Annotated in this window: 11 protein-coding genes; 10 read left to right on the top strand and 1 reads right to left on the bottom strand. The window is 61.7% G+C overall.

The features are described from left to right. Window positions 1-98 precede the first annotated feature (98 nt). The 7 genes from glgX (at window position 99) to AB0N72_RS12910 (ending at window position 8,028) form a co-directional block, all read left to right on the top strand. A complete protein-coding gene (glgX, locus tag AB0N72_RS12940; protein ID WP_363930788.1) occupies window positions 99-2,213 on the top strand; it encodes a glycogen debranching protein GlgX in 2,115 nt (704 codons plus the stop codon). Between the two features lie 25 nt (window positions 2,214-2,238). Beyond that, a complete protein-coding gene (locus AB0N72_RS12935; protein ID WP_363930787.1) occupies window positions 2,239-2,742 on the top strand; it encodes a ribonuclease domain-containing protein in 504 nt (167 codons plus the stop codon). 6 nt (window positions 2,743-2,748) lie between these two features. Beyond that, window positions 2,749-3,108 (top strand): barstar family protein, encoded by a 360-nt coding sequence (locus tag AB0N72_RS12930; protein ID WP_363930786.1) that lies wholly within the window; start codon window positions 2,749-2,751, stop codon window positions 3,106-3,108. Between the two features lie 326 nt (window positions 3,109-3,434). Continuing rightward, window positions 3,435-3,761, top strand: coding sequence for a hypothetical protein (locus AB0N72_RS12925; protein ID WP_363930785.1), 327 nt, complete (start codon window positions 3,435-3,437; stop codon window positions 3,759-3,761). A gap of 384 nt (window positions 3,762-4,145) precedes the next feature. After that, window positions 4,146-4,802, top strand: coding sequence for a hypothetical protein (locus AB0N72_RS12920; RefSeq protein WP_363930784.1), 657 nt, complete (start codon window positions 4,146-4,148; stop codon window positions 4,800-4,802). Window positions 4,803-4,870: 68 nt separating this feature from the next. Beyond that, on the top strand, window positions 4,871-6,013 hold the full coding sequence (locus AB0N72_RS12915; protein WP_363930783.1) for a hypothetical protein: 1,143 nt from the start codon (window positions 4,871-4,873) through the stop codon (window positions 6,011-6,013). Continuing rightward, on the top strand, window positions 6,010-8,028 hold the full coding sequence (locus AB0N72_RS12910; protein WP_363930782.1) for an ATP-binding cassette domain-containing protein: 2,019 nt from the start codon (window positions 6,010-6,012) through the stop codon (window positions 8,026-8,028). Before AB0N72_RS12915 ends, AB0N72_RS12910 begins: the two co-directional genes overlap by 4 nt. Window positions 8,029-8,128: 100 nt before the next feature. Here the strand turns inward: AB0N72_RS12910 and glgP are convergent, their stop codons facing one another. Next, the gene (glgP, locus tag AB0N72_RS12905) at window positions 8,129-10,753 is read right to left on the bottom strand and encodes an alpha-glucan family phosphorylase (protein ID WP_363930781.1); all 2,625 of its coding nucleotides are present in this window, start codon (window positions 10,751-10,753) and stop codon (window positions 8,129-8,131) included. 125 nt (window positions 10,754-10,878) lie between these two features. Between glgP and AB0N72_RS12900 the strand changes: the two genes are divergently transcribed. The 3 genes from AB0N72_RS12900 to AB0N72_RS12890 are packed head-to-tail and all read left to right on the top strand — an operon-like array spanning window position 10,879 to window position 18,435. After that, entirely contained in the window at window positions 10,879-12,963 is a 2,085-nt protein-coding gene (locus AB0N72_RS12900; RefSeq protein WP_363931230.1) for an alpha-1,4-glucan--maltose-1-phosphate maltosyltransferase, read from the top strand. Beyond that, a complete protein-coding gene (gene treS, locus AB0N72_RS12895; RefSeq protein ID WP_363930780.1) occupies window positions 12,963-14,759 on the top strand; it encodes a maltose alpha-D-glucosyltransferase in 1,797 nt (598 codons plus the stop codon). The genes AB0N72_RS12900 and treS overlap by 1 nt, the downstream gene beginning before the upstream one ends. Before the next feature lies 1 nt (window position 14,760). Further along, a complete protein-coding gene (locus AB0N72_RS12890) occupies window positions 14,761-18,435 on the top strand; it encodes a 1,4-alpha-glucan branching enzyme (RefSeq protein ID WP_363930779.1) in 3,675 nt (1,224 codons plus the stop codon). Window positions 18,436-19,070 lie beyond the last annotated feature (635 nt).

The following is a 19,070-nucleotide window of genomic DNA, read 5'->3' as shown; positions in this document are numbered from 1 at the left end:
CCGTCCCAGTATGCCAAGTAATCAAATCGGTACGTCGAACGTCGTCATATGGGCGGCAAGCGCGGCACATAGCTGGCGTGGAACTAAACTTGCCATCAATGGTTATGCCTATTTTTGACACAGCAGCTGCCGTCGACGCGTCGCGGCCACGGCCTCTCGGACTGAGCACGCCCCAGCCCGGTCTTTCCGATGCGGAGAGAGCGCAGAACCATGAAGTGAACGTGGCCGTTTTTGCGCCGGACCTGGAACGGGTTGAGATCGTTTTCCAGGCACCGAGTGAGCCGTGGCGTGCCCAGACCCTTCCCAACACGGAAAATGACGTGCATTTCGGGCTGGTTGCCGGCATGCCGCCCGGGACGCGCTATGGCTTCCGCGCGGCTCCACCCGAGGGCGGGCTTCCGGTGCCGGTTCCGGCGGTGGACCTCGACGACGACCACCGGCAGCCGCTGTTGCTCGATCCTTACGGCCGTGCCGTCGACCAGCGGGGCGAGTTCCTGACCAGCGTCCATGTGGATACGGGCTTCGACTGGGGCGAGGACCAACCACCACGGACTCCCATGCGGACCTCGGTGATTTATGAGGCCCACGTCCGGGGCCAGACAATGCTTCACCCGGACATTCCCGAGCACCTGCGCGGGACCTACGCCGGTATGGCGCACCCCGTGATGATCCAGCACCTCACCGAGCTTGGCATTACCGCCGTGCAGCTGCTGCCCATCCACTTCCACATGGATGAATCGCACCTCCAGGACCTTGGCATGACCAACTACTGGGGTTACAACACCGCTGCTTTTTTTGCCCCTCACGCCGATTACGCCACGGAGGCCGCCCGCAACGCAGGCCCCCACGCCGTGCAGGATGAACTCAAGGGCATGATCAAGCTTCTGCATGCGGCCGGGATCGAGGTCATCCTGGACGTGGTCTACAACCACACCGCCGAGGCCGGCCCGGACGGTCCTGCCTTGAGCTTCCGGGGCCTGGGGGAGAAGCGCTACTACCGCCACGATGCCCACGGCCGTTACCTGGACACCACCGGTTGCGGCAACACCTTGGATTTCAGTGATCCTGTGGTGGTGGACCTCGCCCTGGACTCCTTGCGCTACTGGGTCAGCGACTTCCACGTGGACGGCTTCCGCTTCGACCTCGCCGTCACCCTGTGCCGCGACGCCGGCAATACCTTTGATCCGCAGCACCCCTTTCTGCAGGCCATTGCGGAGGACCCGATCCTGTCTGGGGTCAAGCTGATCTCCGAGCCGTGGGACGTAGGCTACGGCGGCTGGCAGACCGGCCGTTTCCCGCAAGGCTGGTCCGATTGGAACGATCACTTCCGGGACGGTGTCCGCAGCTTCTGGCTCTCGGACCGTGCCGCCATGGAAGCCGGCGGGCAGGGCGGTTCGGTGGCGGCGTTGGCGGAGCTGATGGCCGGTTCCGCGAACCTCTTCGTATCATCGGGCCGCACCCGCCTGGCGTCGGTGAACTTCATTACGGCCCACGATGGCTTCACGCTCAAGGACCTCGTCAGCTACGACCGCAAGCACAATGAGGCCAACGGCGAGCAGAACCGCGATGGCCATGGTGACAACCGCAGCTACAACCATGGCGCGGAGGGCCGCAGCGAGAACGAGGCCATTGTTGCGGCGCGGGCACTGTCCATCCGGAACCTGATGGCAACCCTGTTGATTTCCATTGGCGTTCCCATGATCACGGCCGGTGACGAAATCGGCCGTACCCAGCAGGGCAACAACAACGCTTATTGCCAGGACAACCCCACGGCCTGGTTGGACTGGAGCCGCACGCAGGAAGCCAACGCCATGTTCCGGACCACCCGGGAGCTGGTCAGGCTCCGCCGTTGGTTCCTCCGGCACCAGCCGGAGAGTTTTCCGGGCCAAGCCAGCAATGCCAGCCTCCAGTGGTTTGACGACAAGGGCAAGCGCATGACGCCGGCCCGTTGGAACGATCCCGGCCTCCGTGCCGTGCAGCTGCTGATGGGCCACGAGGACAGCGAAATCCGCGGCCTCATTGTGGTCAACGGCAGCAACCACGACGTGAAGATGGTGCTGCCGGAGATTCTGAGCGAAACGGGAATCGGCAAGCGCATGTTCGAACTCCGGTTCACTACCTCGGTGCTGCACGATCGCAGGAAGGGTGCGCTGGTGGCCTCCGGAGAGCGGGATATCCTGCAAGCCAATACCATCAACATTTACCGCACCTAGGCGCCAACCCACAGGAGTACTACGCATGAACCGCAGCCGCAGCAAACTGGTGGCTTTCGCGGGTTTGGTTATCGCCGTCGTCGTGCTTGTCGTTGCGATGGTGGGCGGCGGCGCGCTGACGGCGCCCTCTTCAGCGCCTGGGCCCAGCGTCGGGACCACGACGCCGGTGCGTGGCCCCGTGCCGACGTCACCTGCCGCCCCAGCTGGCAGGACGACGACCCCAACGGCTGTGGAGAATCCCTCCAGCCTGCCCTCGATCAACGCCTCGCAGCTGCCCAAGGAAGCACGCCAGACCCTGGCCCTGATCGCCGCAGGGGGCCCCTTCCCGTATGACCGTGACGGCGTGAATTTCGGCAACTTTGAGGGTCTGCTGCCCAGAAAGACCGGCGGCTTCTACAAGGAGTACACCGTGCCCACGCCAGGGGAGTCCGACCGCGGAGCCCGGCGGATCATCGTTGGCAAGGACAGCGCCAAGTACTACACCCCGGACCATTATGAGTCGTTCACGTTCATTGTCGAAGGCAAGTAGGAGCCCATGAAAATCTACTCAGCAGACACCTGGACCCTCGAGGAACTTCAGGAACAGGTCTCCGACGCCGGCCGCCGCACCGTCCTGGTGCCGCCCGCCAACACCAAGCAGTCGGTGCTGGAAGTCTTCGGCCAGGTCCTCGATTTCCCCGAATTCTACGGCGTAAACCTGGACGCCTTGAACGATTCCCTGCATGACTACGCGGACGCCTTGTCAGAGGACGACGGCGGCCCGGTCACCATGATCTGGCAGGTCCCGGCAGCCTACCGGACGGACCGCTCCTTCGGCGTTGTCTGCGAGATCCTTCAGGACGCCGAGCGCTACGCCGGCCGTGACCTGGCCGTCATCGCAGTCTTCCAAAACTAGCTGCGCCGACTTACATGTCGTCCGGGCCGACGTCCGGACAGAGAACCGCCGAGGCGACTAGACGGCGAGGTGAGACGCAGTGAGCATCGGTCCCACCTGTGTTTTTACATCCCCCGAAAAATGTTTAAGTGGCGCGTGCAGGCCAATCGTGATGCGAAAAATCGAATATTTCGTTTCACTTTCTGATTATTTCAAAAGTTTGAAATTAAAAGAGTTGCGCGCTACATTTGCCGCGAGGCTATTGTGCGCCTCATCACTTGCGTATTGGGGAACGCTCTGAGTCAATTGCTGACCTCATGACGCACCGGCCAAATGGGGATCAAGATATGAAAAAGATTACACGGGTGGCTGCGGTCGCTGCGCTGTCCGCTGGAGCACTCTTTGCCGCCAGCCAGTCGGCGCAGGCCAGTATCTTTTATGAAGACAATAACTACGGTGGTGCTACGTACGGAGCCGACTATTCGACTTGGATGGGGTCGTTTGACAACAAGGCAAGTTCGGTCAAGAACTTTGGCTACTACGTAACCTGGTGGCAGGACATCAATTATGGCGGCGCTGGCTTCGGCAGCGCGAACGACTACAGCGCCATGGGTTGGTATGTGCCGTTCTTGGGAACGTGGAATGACAATATCAGCAGCTTTCACCGGGGCTGAACCTAACACACCGGTCGCTTGACCTAGAGCGATTGGCATCATGCTTTGACCTGTCGATCAAAGTATCGGCAGGTCAAAGTTGCTGTCCGGGAAGAGGCCCGGCTGCTCTGTCGAGGTGCAAGAGGTGAGATTGGAAGCGGTGTAGTGACGCGAAGAATTCCTGAACGAAAGGTGCGCTGGACACGATGCGTGGTCGGGGCGGTGGCCATGTGCATCACTTTGGCTGTTTCAGCCTGTTCCGGGTCTCCAGATAGTTCAATCACCCCGGACCCATCTGGAAGAGTGAATCTGGATTACGAGAACTCCCTGATTGTATTCCCGGTTGATGCATACAGAATATCTGCACGCGATCGGTCGCGAATTCTTCTTGCTCGAGAAGTCGTCATGACTGATTGCATGGAAAAGTTCGGATTCCACGATGATCCAAATACCGCTTATCCGGAGGCAGAGAATCGGAACTTCGGCGTATGGAACGTCGATCGCGTGAGACAGTACGGTTTTCGGCTTATTGGCGAAGAGTCTCAATCGAGCCAGGAACACGATGAGGCAGGCCCATGGGGGAAGGCCAGGTACGAGTGTCTTGCGAGTGAAAAGGGCAAGATGGATGAAATTACTCCACCAGACGATTTGATGAACGGGGGTGCTGCGGCAGTGATTGCCTTGCAAAGCTTGAGTATGGCTTCAGAAACTGATGCCTGGAAGAATGCAAAAGGCGACTGGGACGATTGCATCTCGGCGGCGGGCTTGACGCCAGGGAAAGACCCCACCAACGCGAAGTGGTCCAGCCAGCAGGCAGCTGATCTCCAGGGGAGGACAGATCAACGTAACCCGTCGAAGTCGGACGCTGCTGAGGGTGTCAGACTCGCCACGATTGAGGCCGAATGCAATCAGGAAGTGCGACTCACCCAAACACTCGGTGATATTCAAGCGAGCTACCAGTTGCCGCTCATTAGGCAGAATGAAGCGGTACTTACTGAACTCAAGAAGAAGAGTCAGAAGTATGTAGATGCCGCTGAGAAGTTGTTGAAAGAGACGCAGTGAATGATTTTCAGCCGCCCCACGAGGAACCGGCGACGACCGCTGTCTTGAGCCGGCTCTCGCGACGGTGGTTGATCGTCCTTCTGGCGGCGACCGCAGTCGTTTCCGCGGGGGTTGGCTTGGTGTCTGGCCGCATCTTTGATCAATCAGAAATTATTCGGCCCGAGAACTCCATGGCTGAAGTTCCTGTCTATGCAAAGGTTGAAAACCGCATCGTCGACGACCGCCTGACGTTTGCTGGCGTCGTAAAGGCTGGCCCCACAGTGCCGATCCTCATCGACTTGGAGGGGCAAGAACCGATTGTCGTGCGGCAAACCCTTAAGGCGGGAGCTACGTTGAAGTGGGGCGATCTTGTGGGTGTGGTTTCTGGCAAGCCCTACTTCGTTTTGCCGGGTCCACTCCCGTTGTACCGCGATCTCTCACAAGGAGACGAGGGAGATGACGTGTTGGCCCTGCAGCGGGCATTTAACCAAATGGGGTACCTCACCCGCGAAACTGGTCACATAGACATCGCCACTTTGGAAGCTGCATCTTCTTTCTTTGCCAGCGAGGGATTCACCTTGAGCAGCGGACGAATGCCCACGGAGACAAGCCACAAAGTCGAACTTGGAGCTACACCGGAAAAACCGGCATCAGACGGTTCGAATCCTCCCGCACTGACAATCCCCTTCAAGCAACTACTAACCCTCCCCGTAGCCAGCGTTACCGTATCCACCGCCCTGGACATAGGGCAGAAAGTCACGGCCCAAAACCCCCTCGCCACGTTCCAGGCCGAAGACAACTACGTTGAGTTTGTCGCTGAGGTCCAGCAAGCTGAATCACTCAAGCCGGGGCAACAGGTCACTGTAAGGGTATCGGATAAGCAATTGGTTGGACGGATAACTGGAGTAGGCCCATTCACCGATGCTGGGAATGGGCAACGTGCGGGACATTCCGTGACGGTCGAGCCGACAACGAGGGCGGATCTGGCCCTGTTTATTCCCAATTTGAGCGTCACTGTGGCTGGTCAGGGTAGTGCCGCCCAGGCCCTCGCCGTGCCGTTATCCGGTATTCGACAGGATGCCGAAGGGACCTACGTCCTCAGAACCTCGGGCGGTAACGCAACTTCAACGGTCCCCACTACACGTGTCCGCGTCACCGTTCTTCGGTCAGGGGGAGGTTTCGCCGCAGTTTCCGGTGATCTAAGCCCGGGAGACGAGGTCCAGATATCGTGACTATTTCGCGACCAGGGGCCCCCGAAGCTAGAGCGAAAGACACAGGCTCTGATGGCGCATTCGACATCAGCTTGGAAAGAGTATCGCGCACATATCCGGGTGCCGAGTCGCCTGCACTACTTGACGTCTCACTGAAAATTGAAGCGGGTGAGTTCGTGTCCATAGTGGGCCCTTCAGGGTCCGGGAAATCAACGCTTTTGAACATCATGGGCTTGTTGGACAGGGCCAGTTCAGGCCGACTCGCTATTCGTGGAAAGGTGGTCGAATTCGCTTCAGAGCAAAGCCTTGACAGGGTGCGACTTCACGTAATCGGGTTTGTTTTCCAGTCTTCGCACGTTCTCGGTGACGATAGCGTAATCAGCAATGCTGCTATCGGGTTGCGGGTTCAGGGCGTGCCCATGGACGCGCGCGCAGCGGGTGCCTTGGACGCGTTGAAGTTCGTTGGGCTGGAGCATAAGCACAGGGTTCAAGCGAAGCTTCTGTCAGGTGGCGAGCGACAACGGCTCGCAATAGCACGCGCAATTGCGACGCAACCGCGAATCATCCTCGCCGACGAACCAACAGGCAATCTCGATTCCAACAACAGCAGACGCATCATGGAATACCTTCGGAAGCTCAACTCCGAGGGTGTCACCGTAGTTGTCATCACCCATGATCCGGAAGTAGCGAACCAAACGGACCGCCGAATTCAGATCCGGGATGGTCGAATCAAGAGCGACGTCGGAACCGGTAGTCATCCGAAGCCGCCATCTAAGACTTCGGCCAACCCGGAGCCTTTACTTGTGCTAAAACGGCAGCCATGGGCGCCTCGCGTCGCCGGTACACTCATGGACGATTGGGGTGATGCACTTACCGCGCTGTCCGCCCGGACCCTCCGAACAATGCTCCTAATTCTTGCGTTTGCGATTGGTATTGGCGGGATGACGGGTGCCCTGGGAATTAGTTCGACGACTTCGAATGCCATAAATAATCGGCTGGCGATCGCGTCACAAGACAGGCTGGCCATTTCCGTCGGAGACGGACCTTCTGTGCTCCGGGACGATTTCGATGGGCTTCGTGCCGGGGTAGACCGCATTGCCCGCGTTCCTCACGTAGTTGGGGCGTCCTTTGTGTACTCAGCAGTTCCGGCAGACGTACGAGTTACCAGCGTTGGACCTTCCGAGCCTGAACCTGAAACGCCCTTATCACTTCATTGCTCCTCTAAGAACTACTTCAAGGACTTTGGCATCAAGCTGATTCCCCAGAACAGTTGGAGTGCCTTGGACGACGCACGAACTGGACCACTCGCAGTAGTCTCGATGAAGGCGGCGACGGCCCTCAACATACCGTTCAGCATGAAAACCGGGCCTGTGGTGGGCGCGAGTCTATGGGTCGAGGACCGACTTGTTCCGGTTATTGGTGTATTCGATCCCGGTCCTGATTTCCCTGAGTACTCCAACTCCGTATTCGTAGACGCCAGTATCATGCGTGCAGTCGCCAGGGCAGACCTTAAAATTCAGGTTCGAACCGAAAAGGGCTTCTCAGGGGCGATCGCGCAAGTAGCACCACTGGCGTACTCGCCCAGCGACCCTGGTAAGGCAAAGGTCGACGTCACAGCCGATATTCAGTCGATCAGGCAGGGTGTCTCAAACGATCTCGGGTCACTCATCGCTTTGTTATCACTCGTCCTGATGCTCCTGGCCACTATCACTGCGGCTTCCTCGATGTACCTGACCGTCCAAAACCGGTCGGCCGAAATAGCCCTACGACGAGCGATCGGCTCAGGCCGATGGCTCATTTGCAGATCCTTCATCCTTGAGGGCTTCATCGTTGGAATAACAGCGGGATCACTTGGCGGCATCATCGGAACCATCACGACGCTTTATGTGTCTTGGATCCAAGCATGGCCACCTGTGTTGCCAACAGGGCTATGGCTGGTGGGAATCCTTCTGGGGACGGCCACCGGTATTGTGAGCGCCATTTACCCTGCTTGGGTCGCCAGCCGCAAGGATCCAGCTATTGCCATTCGCGGCTAGCACGCCCTGAAATGCCATAGGACTAACGTCCTCGTGTCCTGCTCCAACGTCGACGACCCGCTTTCCGTTGTTACCAAAAACGGAAAGCGGGTCATCGGGCTCAGGCGTTCACGATCAACCCCAGTTCAGCCTTGGAAGCCAGCGCCGAGTGCTTCGGGAACACCCGGACGGTGTAGCCGAAGGAACCCGAGCGGTTGATGACCAGGAACCCGTTGAAGAGGTGACGCCCGTTGCCGAGGTCCTCCACGGAGCCCAGTTCCGCCACCACGATGTCCTCGAGTTCGTCCGATTCCTCCGCGCGGCCGAAGGCCACTTCCACGGAAACGTCGTCAGGCGTCAGGTTGTTAAGCGCCACGTACGCGTTGACCTGGAGACTGTCGCCCACTTGCGGTTCCTCGGATACGCCCACCGAGTCAACGTGTTCAACCACGACCTCGGGCCAAGCACTGCGCACCTTGGACGTCCAGGCCGCGAGTTCCTTGGCTTCCTTGAAGGATTCTGCGACCGCCCTGCGCCCGGAAACCGCGGCCGGGCAGTAGAGGTTGTTGACGTAGTCGTGGAGCATCCGTTCGGCTGAAACGGCAGGGCCCAGGTTGGCGAGCGTGTGCTTGATCATCGAGACCCAGTGCGTCGGCACGGTTTCGTGGCTGGACTCGGACGGTCCCGCGGCCCCTGCGCCTTGGGAGACAGTGGTTCCATAGAACCGCGGTGCCACCTGCGTCTCCAGCAGCTCGTACAGTGCCGACGCTTCGATGTCGTCCCGTTCGTCGGCAGATGCGCCGTTGTTGGCGGTGGGGATGGCCCAGCCATTTTCGCCGTCGTACATCTCGTCCCACCAGCCGTCCAGGACGGAGAGGTTCAGCGAGCCGTTGATGGCAGCCTTCATGCCGGACGTACCGCAGGCCTCCAGAGGACGCAGGGGATTGTTGAGCCACACATCGCAGCCAGGGAACAGCGTCCGTGCCATGGCGATGTCGTAGTTTGGCAGGAAGACGATCCTGTGCCGGACCTCGGGGTCGTCGGTGAAGCGGACCAGGTCCTGGATCATCTTCTTGCCCGCGTCATCGGCCGGGTGCGATTTGCCCGCGATGACCAGCTGGATGGGGTGCTTCGGATCCAGCAGCAGGGCCTTGAGCCGCGCGGGGTCGCGCAGCATGAGGGTGAGCCGCTTGTAGGTGGGGACGCGCCGCGCGAAGCCGATGGTGAGCACGTCCGGGTCCAGAACGGAGTCGGTCCAACCCAACTCGGCATCAGCGGCACCGCGCTTCTTCCAGGAAGCCCGGAGCCGGCGTCGGACGTCGTCGATGAGTTGTGCACGAAGTTCACGGCGCAGACCCCAGACGTCTTCGTCACTGACGTTGTAGGCCAGGTCCCAGCGGCCCATGGCTTCAGCTTCGGCACCGAACTGGTGCCGCGCCAAGGACGAAATCCGTGGGTCAACCCAGGTGGGGACGTGGACGCCGTTGGTCACGGAGGTGATTGGAATTTCGGAGTGGTCGAATCCCGGCCACAAACCGGCGAACATCTCGCGTGACACCACGCCGTGCAGCTTTGCCACACCGTTGGCGCGCTGCGCCAGGCGCAGGCCCATTACGGCCATGTTGAAAACGGAAGGGTTGCCGCCGTCGTAGTTTTCGCGGCCGAGTTCCAGGATGCGTTCGGTGGGCACTGCCGGCGCCAGTCCGGCGTCGAAGAAGTGCTTGATCTGGAGAGCCTCGAAACGGTCGATGCCTGCCGGCACGGGTGTGTGCGTGGTGAATACGGTGGACGCACGGCCCGCAGCCAGGGCCTCTTCCCAGGTGAGGGGATCGCTGGAATCGGACATGGCTTCCTGGATGCGTTCGATCCCCAGGAACCCCGCGTGCCCCTCGTTGGTGTGGAAGACCTCGGGCGCAGGCGTGCCGGTGAGTTCCTGGTAGACGCGAAGGGCCTTGACGCCACCCATGCCGAGTAGGAGTTCCTGCTGCAGGCGGTGGTCGCCACCGCCACCGTAGAGGCGGTCGGTGATGCCTCGCGCGGCTTCGTCGTTCGAGGGGACGTTGGAGTCCAGCAGCAGCAGCGGAACGCGTCCGACGTCGGCGCGCCATACGTGCGCGTGAAGCTCGCGGCCGTTGGGCAGCGGCAGGGAAATCTGGACGGGCTTGCCCTGGGCGCCATCCTTGGCCGGGTGGCGGAGCAGGGTCAGGGGAAGGCCGTCGGGGTCCAGCACGGGGTAGGTTTCCTGCTGCCAGGCGTCGCGGGACAGGGACTGCTTGAAGTAGCCGGCCTGGTAGAGGAGTCCGACGCCGATCAGTGGCACGCCGAGGTCCGAAGCGGCCTTGAGGTGGTCCCCTGCCAGGATGCCGAGGCCGCCGGAGTACTGCGGCAGGACTTCGGTGATGCCGAACTCGGGGGAGAAGTAGGCGATGCAGGCCGGCGCATCCTCGCCAAGGCCCTGGTACCAGCGCGGTTCACTGAGGTAGCGGTCCAGATCCTCGGCTGCGTGCTGGACCCGTTCCACTACCTCGCCGTTGTTTGCGAGGTCCTGTAACTGTTCGCGGCTGATGGACCCCAGAAGAGCTATGGGGTCGTGCTGCGCGGCCTCCCAGAGAGCAGGGTTGATGCTCGCGAAAAGTTCCCGTGTTGGCCGGTGCCAGGACCAGCGCAAATTGGTTGCCAATCGGGCCAGCGGCCGGATGGGCTCGGGGAGGACGGTACGGACTGTAAACCTTCGAATAGCCTTCACGAGCGCCACACTAACGGACTCGCATGGCAGTCGGAACTGCATTGGGTTTCTTTTAGGTAAAAGTCATCTTGCGTCGAGGAGAAACCTCGTTTGCTTAGCATTCTGTGATTTTTGTCGCTAACGTCATGGTTGTGATGAAAACTGCGCGAACCACCACCGTTCTGAAATCCAAGACGACCACGGACATCACCGAGGGACTTCGCTTCGGCCGGTTCCCCATTACCGCCGTGCAGCCGGTGGTTGAGGGTGGCCGTTTCCCGGCGAAGGCGTTGCCCGGTGAGGACCTGGTGGTCGGTGCCACGGTCTTCCGTGAGGGGCACGACCAGCTGGGCGTATCCGCCGTGCTGCTTGACCCCCGGGGCAGGGAGCGCCAGCGTGTGCGGCTCACCCCGGCCCAGGGCGAGCAGTGGAAGGGCCTTGACCGCTGGGAGGGCCGGATCACGCCCAGTGGCACCGGGGCCTGGTCGTTCGTCATCGAGGCATGGCATGACCGCTACGGCACGTGGCACCACAACGCCGAAGTGAAGGTTGGCGCCGGCATCGACGTTGAGTTGATGCTCGCCGAGGGCGCGGCCCTCCTTGCCGGAGCAGCTGACGACGCCGGACGCACTGGTGCTGAAAAGCGCACCTTGCGAGCCGCTTCCGTCGCGCTCGCGGACACCACCAAGTCTGCCGAGGAGCGCCTTGGCGCCGGTTTCAGCCCGGAGGTGCAGGCCGCCGTCGAACGCCTTCCGATCCGCGAACTGGTGACCGTTTCCGAGCAGTTCCCGCTGCAGGTGGAGCGCGACCTCGCCGGCCGCGGTTCCTGGTACGAGTTCTTCCCGCGCTCGGAAGGTGCCGCACTGGACCACTCCACCGGTGTGTGGACCTCCGGCAATTTCCGCACCGCGGCCAAGAGGCTCGACGCCGTCGCGGACATGGGCTTCGACGTCATCTACCTGCCGCCCATCCACCCGATCGGCTTTCAGCACCGCAAGGGCCGCAACAACACGCTGACTCCCGGCCCCCAGGATCCCGGATCACCGTGGGCCATCGGCTCCAAGGACGGCGGCCACGACGCCATCCACCCGGAGCTGGGAACGTTCGAGGACTTCGATGCTTTCGTGGCCCGCGCGAACGAGCTGGGCCTTGAAGTCGCCTTGGACCTTGCGTTGCAGGCCGCTCCGGACCACCCTTGGGTTACGTCGAATCCGGAGTGGTTCACCACGCGCGTTGACGGCTCGATCGCCTATGCCGAGAACCCGCCGAAAAAATACCAGGACATCTATCCGCTGAACTTCGACAACGATCCCGCGGGCCTCTCCAAGGAAATCCTGCGGATCGTGCAGCTGTGGATCAGTCACGGCGTGAAGATTTTCCGGGTGGACAACCCGCACACCAAGCCGGTGTGGTTCTGGGAATGGCTGATCGGCAAGATCAACAAGAAGAACCCGGAAGTCGTGTTCCTGGCGGAGGCCTTCACGCGCCCGCCCATGATGCACGCCCTGGGCCGGGCCGGGTTCCAGCAGTCCTACACGTACTTCACGTGGCGGAACACCAAGGCCGAACTGGAGGAGTACTTCCACGAGGTCAGCCACGTAAGCCCGGCCTACTTCCGCCCGAACTTCTTCGTCAACACCCCGGACATCCTCACCGAGTACCTGCAATACGGTGGACCGGCGGCCTTCCGAATCCGTGCCGCCCTGGCCGCGACGGCCAGCCCGCTCTGGGGTGTCTACGCCGGCTACGAGCTGTATGAGCACGTCGCCCGGCCCGGCGCCGAGGAGTACATCGACAATGAGAAGTACGAGTACAAGGCGCGGGACTGGGAAGGCGCAGCCGAATCGGGCCGCACCTTGGCGCCGTACATCACCAGGCTCAACACCATCCGCAAGAACCACCTGGCCTTGGGCGATCTGCAGAACCTGACCATCCACCACAGCACCGACGACGCCACGATCGTGTACTCCAAGCACAAGACCCTGCCCGATGGCACCAAGGACACCTTGATCATGGTGGTCAACGTGGATCCGCACAGTGCCCGCGAAAGCACGGTTTCACTGGACCTGGCCGCCTTGGAACTGGATCCGTCCGATCTCAACGAAGACGGGCTGTTCCGCGTGGATGACCTGATCAGCGGACAGAGCTGGTGGTGGGGCGAACACAACTACGTCCGGCTCGATGCCCACGTTGAGCCGGCCCACGTCCTGAGCATCCGGAGGCAGCCTTAGTGAGTTTTTCTCCGCAGAACCCCAGCCAGTACTTCACTCCGAAGAACACCTTCGAGTTGAATGCCCCCGGTCTCCAGCATGATCCGCTGTGGTACCGCAAGGCAGTCTTCTATGAGGTACTGGTGCGGGCTTTTGCGGATGCCAACGGGGATGGTTCCGGCGACTTCCAAGGGTTGATCGACAAACTGGACTACCTTCAGTGGTTGGGCGTGGATTGCCTTTGGCTGCCGCCGTTCTTCCATTCCCCGTTGCGCGATGGTGGCTACGACATTGCGGACTACACCTCCGTGCTGGACGAGTTCGGCACCATCAGCGACTTCAAAAGGCTCGTTGCCGAGGCCCACGCCCGTGGCGTACGCGTCATCATCGACCTTCCGCTGAACCACACCTCGGACCAGCACCCTTGGTTCCAGGAGTCCCGCAAGGATCCCACCGGACCCTACGGCGATTTCTATGTGTGGAGCGACACGGACGAGAAATACCAGGACGCGCGCATCATTTTCGTTGACACCGAGGAATCGAACTGGACCTTCGATCCCATCCGGCGGCAATTCTTCTGGCATCGGTTCTTCAGCCACCAGCCGGACCTGAACTTCGAGAACCCCAAGGTCATCGAGGCCCTCTACGACGTCATCCGGTTTTGGCTGGACCAGGGCATCGATGGCTTCCGTGCCGACGCCATCCCTTACCTCTTCGAGGAAGAGGGCACCAACTGCGAGAACCTCCCCGCAACCCACACCTTCCTGCAGGACCTGCGGCGGATGGTGGATGCCAACTACCCGGGCAGGGTGATCATCGCCGAGGCCAACCAGCCGCCGCACGAAGTGGTGGAGTACTTCGGGACCGATGATGCCCCGGAATGCCATATGGCTTTCCACTTCCCGATCATGCCCCGGCTGTACTACGCACTCCGCGACCAAAAGGCCGCTCCCATCATCGAGACGCTGCGGGACACACCGGAAATTCCGCGGGGCGCCCAGTGGGGGACTTTCCTGAGGAACCACGACGAACTGACCCTCGAGATGGTGCCTGCGGAGGAACGCGCCGCGATGCTCGGCTGGTACGCCCCGGATCCCCGCATGCGGGCCAACATCGGTATCCGCCGCCGCCTGGCGCCGCTCCTGGACAACTCCCGCGCCGAGATAGAGCTCATCAATGCGCTGTTGTTGTCCCTGCCCGGCAGCCCTTTCCTGTACTACGGCGATGAGATCGGGATGGGTGACAACATCTGGCTCGATGACCGCGACGCCGTCCGCACGCCCATGCAGTGGAACCCCGACCGCAACGCCGGCTTTTCCTCGGCGGACCCGGGCAAACTGTACCTTCCAGTGATCCAGTCGCTGGTCTACAACTACGGCATGGCCAACGTCGAGGCCGAGGCCGCGCACTCGGGTTCGTTGCTTCGGTGGACGCGGCAGATCCTCAGTGTCCGGAAGAACCATCCGGTGTTTGGGCTTGGCGGTTTCCGTCACATCGAAGCCGATCATGAGGTGGTGCTGGCCTACGTCCGGGAGCTGCCGGCGGGAAACCCCGAAGGGGCGGACGCCGAAACCATTCTGTGCGTCTTCAACCTTTCCCAGCACCCGGTGGCGGCAACGCTGGATATTCCCGAGTTCGCGGGCCGCGGCCTGCGCGATATTTTTGGCGGCCAGCCTTTCCCGGCCGTCGGTGACAACGGTCATCTGACCGTGATGCTGGGCAGCCACAGTTTTTATTGGCTGCGCGTCCGCTCGGCATTTTCCAATCCCTCGTCGCCTTTTACCCAGGCGATTCCAGTGGTGACCTCCAAAGGATGAGATGAACAAGGAAAACTTGAACCCCTCCATTGAAGGACTTCTCCGGACCTGGCTTCCCGGCAAACGCTGGTTCCCGGTCAAGAGCCCGGACTTTGCGTTGGAGCAGGTGGGTGGCTTCACGCTGCCGGGCAGCGGCGACGCCGTCCTGGAAGTCCTGCTGCTCGCCGTCACCCACAGGACGGCAGACGGCGGTCCCCGGACCGACGTCGTCCAGGTCCCGTTGAGCTTCCACAGCCAGCCGCTGGTGGACGCGCCTACGGCGCTTTTGGGCGAGCACACGGACCCCGGTTCGGGCCTTCGGCTGGTCTACGACGCGGTGTACGATCCGCAGTTCGTCACCGCCTGGTTGGAACTGATGCGGAGTGAAGGGAGCGTTGGTTCGGTCCGTGGCCACCTCACGGGTGGCCGTGTGCCGCTCCCGGGCAAGCCCGTATCCGTGCGGGTCCTCTCGGGCGAGCAGTCCAACACGTCCGTCATCATCGACGACGGCGAGTCGGCGGCAATCGTCAAAATCTTCCGCGTGCTTTCGGCAGGCAGGAATCCCGAAGTTGAACTCGGCGCGGCACTGACGGCTGCCGGGACCAGCGAGGTTCCCGCGACGTTGGGCTGGATCACGGGCTCGTGGAATGGGCCGGCGTCGAAGGACGCGGGGGCGACGGAAGCGGCAGTGGCCACCGGCGAGCTGACGGTCGTGCACGAATTCCTGCTCGGCGGCCAGGACGCCTGGCGCCTGGCCGTTGACGCCGCCGCTGCCGGCAAGGACTTCACGGAGGAAGCACGTGGCCTCGGCAGGGCTACTGCCACGGTTCATGCCAGGCTGGCGGAGACCTTCGGAACGCATGACGGCCAGGAACAGGGCCCGGACATCATCGCCACAGTAGCCCGGCGCGTCCGCCAGTCGTGGGCGGAGGCCTCAACCGCCGTCGGGCCCTACGACGCAAACCTCGAGGAGCTGCTGGCGGCCTTGGACCCCCGGGCCGTGGGCCAGCTGCAGCGTGTCCACGGAGACCTTCACCTGGGCCAGATCCTGTGGGTTCCCGGCGCCGAAGGGCAGCCGGGCCGCTGGGCCATCCTGGATTTCGAGGGCGAGCCGCTCCGGACAATCGATGAGCGCAACACCCCCGACCTTCCGCTGCGGGATGTCACGGGCATGCTGCGCTCGTTCGACTACGCAGCCGGGGCGGCGACGCGGGAAAACGAAGACACTGCCGCCGGCGTGCCCGAAACCTGGGTGGATGACTGCGCCGCGGCGTTCCTGGAGGGGTACAGCGACGTGACCCCGGGAACCATTGACCGCCAGTCGCCACTCTTTGTGGCATTGTGGCTGGACAAGGCCTTATACGAGGTGGTGTACGAGCTGCGTAACCGGCCCGACTGGTTGTCGATACCGGTTAACGCATCGCGACGAATCCTCGACAACACAAGCCGCGGCAAGCATGCGGCAGCAACAGCGGAAGGTAATGACATGACTGGCTCAGCACGTACCGAACGGCCCCGAGTTCCCCTGCACGTGGACTCCGAGACCTTGGAACGCGTGGCGGCCGGCGCTTACCACGCGCCGCATTCGATCCTCGGCGCCCACCTCGACGACCACGGCCACGTCACGGTCAGGACGGTGAAGCACCTGGCCAAGTCCGTCGCCGTTGTCACGGAGGCCGGCCGGACCCCCATGGAGCATGAGTCGCACGGTGTGTGGACCGCGGTCCTCGAACCGCTGCAGACCGGCCACGTGCCGGACTACCGCTTGGAAGTGGTGTACGACGTCGAACCGGTCACCATCGATGACCCGTACCACTACCTGCCTACCGTGGGTGAGGTGGACCTGCACCTGATAGGCGAGGGCCGTCATGAGCGGCTTTGGGATGTGCTTGGCGCGCATGTCCAGCACTACCGGTCCTCGTTGAGCGATGTAGATGGTGTTTCCTTTGCCGTCTGGGCCCCGAATGCCCAGGCTGTCCGCGTGAAGGGTGACTTCAACGGCTGGGATGGCCGTTCCCACGGCATGCGTTCCTTGGGGTCCTCGGGCGTGTGGGAACTCTTCATCCCGGGCGTTGTAGCAGGGGCGTGCTACAAATACGAGATCCTCACCAAGTCGGGCCAGTGGATCGAGAAAGCGGACCCGCTGGCCTTTGGGACCGAGGTTCCTCCTTTGACTGCCTCGCGGGTGGTGGACGCCAGTTACCGTTTCAAGGATGCGGAATGGATGGCAGCCCGCGCCAAGAAGGATCCCCACAACTCCCCGATGAGCGTCTACGAAGTCCATTTGGGATCCTGGCGCCTGGGCCTTGGCTACAAGGAACTCGCCAAGGAACTTGTGGAGTACGTGAAGTGGCTTGGCTTCACCCATGTGGAGTTCATGCCGGTGGCCGAGCACCCGTTCGGTGGCTCATGGGGTTACCAGGTGACGTCGTACTTCGCCCCGACTTCGCGCTTCGGGCACCCGGATGAGTTCCGTTTCCTGGTGGACTCCCTTCACCAGGCCGGCATCGGTGTCCTCCTGGACTGGGTGCCTGCCCACTTCCCCAAGGACTCATGGGCCCTGGCGCAGTTCGATGGCCAGCCGCTGTATGAGCACTCCGATCCCGCGCTGGGCGAACACCCCGACTGGGGAACGCTGATCTTCGACTTCGGACGCAGTGAAGTCCGCAACTTCCTGGTGGCCAACGCGCTGTACTGGCTGGAGGAGTTCCACATTGACGGCCTGCGCGTGGACGCCGTGGCCTCCATGATCTACCTGGACTACTCCCGTGAAGAGGGCCAGTGGCGCCCGAACAAATTCGGTGGCCGGGAAAACCTTGAAGCGATCTCGTTCATGCAGGAAGTCAATGCCACCGTCTACAAATCCCACCCGGGGGCCATCGTCATCGCTGAAGAGTCCACGGCATTCCCCGGCGTGACAGCACCTACCAACCATGGCGGCCTGGGCTTTGGGCTCAAGTGGAACATGGGCTGGATGCATGACTCCCTCAAGTACATCTCCGAGGACCCCGTCAACCGGAAGTGGCACCACGGCACGGTCACTTTCTCGCTGGTCTATGCGTTCACGGAGAACTTCCTCCTGCCCATCAGCCACGACGAGGTAGTGCATGGCAAGGGCTCCATGCTGCGCAAGATGCCGGGCGACCGCTGGCAGCAGCTGGCCAACCTTCGCGCCTTCTTCGCCTACCAATGGTCACACCCGGGCAAGCAGCTCATCTTCATGGGCAGCGAGTTCGGCCAGGAATCGGAGTGGTCCGAGCAATACGGACTGGACTGGTTCCTCGCCGACATCCCGGCCCACCGGGGCCTGCAGCTGTTGGTGAAGGACCTCAACGAGGTCTATGCCTCAACTCCTGCACTCTATGAGCAGGACAACGACGCCGCCGGTTTCCAGTGGATCAACGGAGGGGACGCGGACCACAACGTCCTGACCTTCATCCGCTGGAGCCGCGACGGTAAGCCACTGGTTTGCGCGGTGAACTTCTCCGGCGCTCCGCACCACGAGTACATCCTTGGAGTTCCGCAGGCGGGGGAGTGGACTGAAGTCCTGAACACCGACGCAGAAACGTACGGAGGTTCCGGTGTGGTCAACTCCGGTTCGTTGAAGGCCTCGACGCCGGGCACCGACGGTCAGCCCGCCGCGCTGTCCGTCACGCTTCCGCCGCTCGGAGCATCCTGGTTCACGCCGGCGGTGTAGTGCCCGCTCCACGCTCCATCACATCCCGCGTGCTTGGGCCCGATCCTCGCTCACGTAATTGATGTTTCCCGGCAACGCTCCTTCACTGTGGTGGAGGGGCGTTGCCGTTTTTACTCGCGCGAGACGTTCGACGGCGGTTCCAGGCTGCGGCGGCCGGCGTCCGGTCGGCGGCGCGACTGGCTGGACGACGGTGTTGCGCCCTGTGCTCCGGGCGCAGAAGGCGTGGCTCATGAGCACGCCAGATCGGGGCTTTGCCAACTCGGCAGAGTGTGTGTATAGTTAATACCCGCGCTGCTCCACGAGTAGAGATCGCAAGCTGACAAGAAAACCGCAAGGAACTTCAGGTCAAGCTTGCCGATTTGACTCGGTGAGAGGCAGCCGGTAAGTTTGAAAAGTTGCTCCGGAGCGATCCAGTGGCCCTGTGGGGTTGGTGGTGGTACTGCTCTGGATTAGTGACCTGTTGTTTGAGAACTCAATAGTGTGCCAAGTTTGTTGATACCGATTGTTTTTTGATTGGTTGAATTTATGCCAGGTTGCTGCGCACCCCCGTGTGTGGTGGTCTGGTTTTCAGCTGGTTTCGAATTTTGTGCAGCCGCGTTCTACCGTTATTTCCGGTGGGTGTGGTTGTGTCTGTT

This window comes from Paenarthrobacter sp. NPDC089307 (genome assembly GCF_040685055.1).
GTDB lineage: Bacteria > Actinomycetota > Actinomycetes > Actinomycetales > Micrococcaceae > Arthrobacter.
Note: the sequence above shows the minus strand (reverse complement) of the source record. Positions and strands in the feature narration are given on the sequence as shown.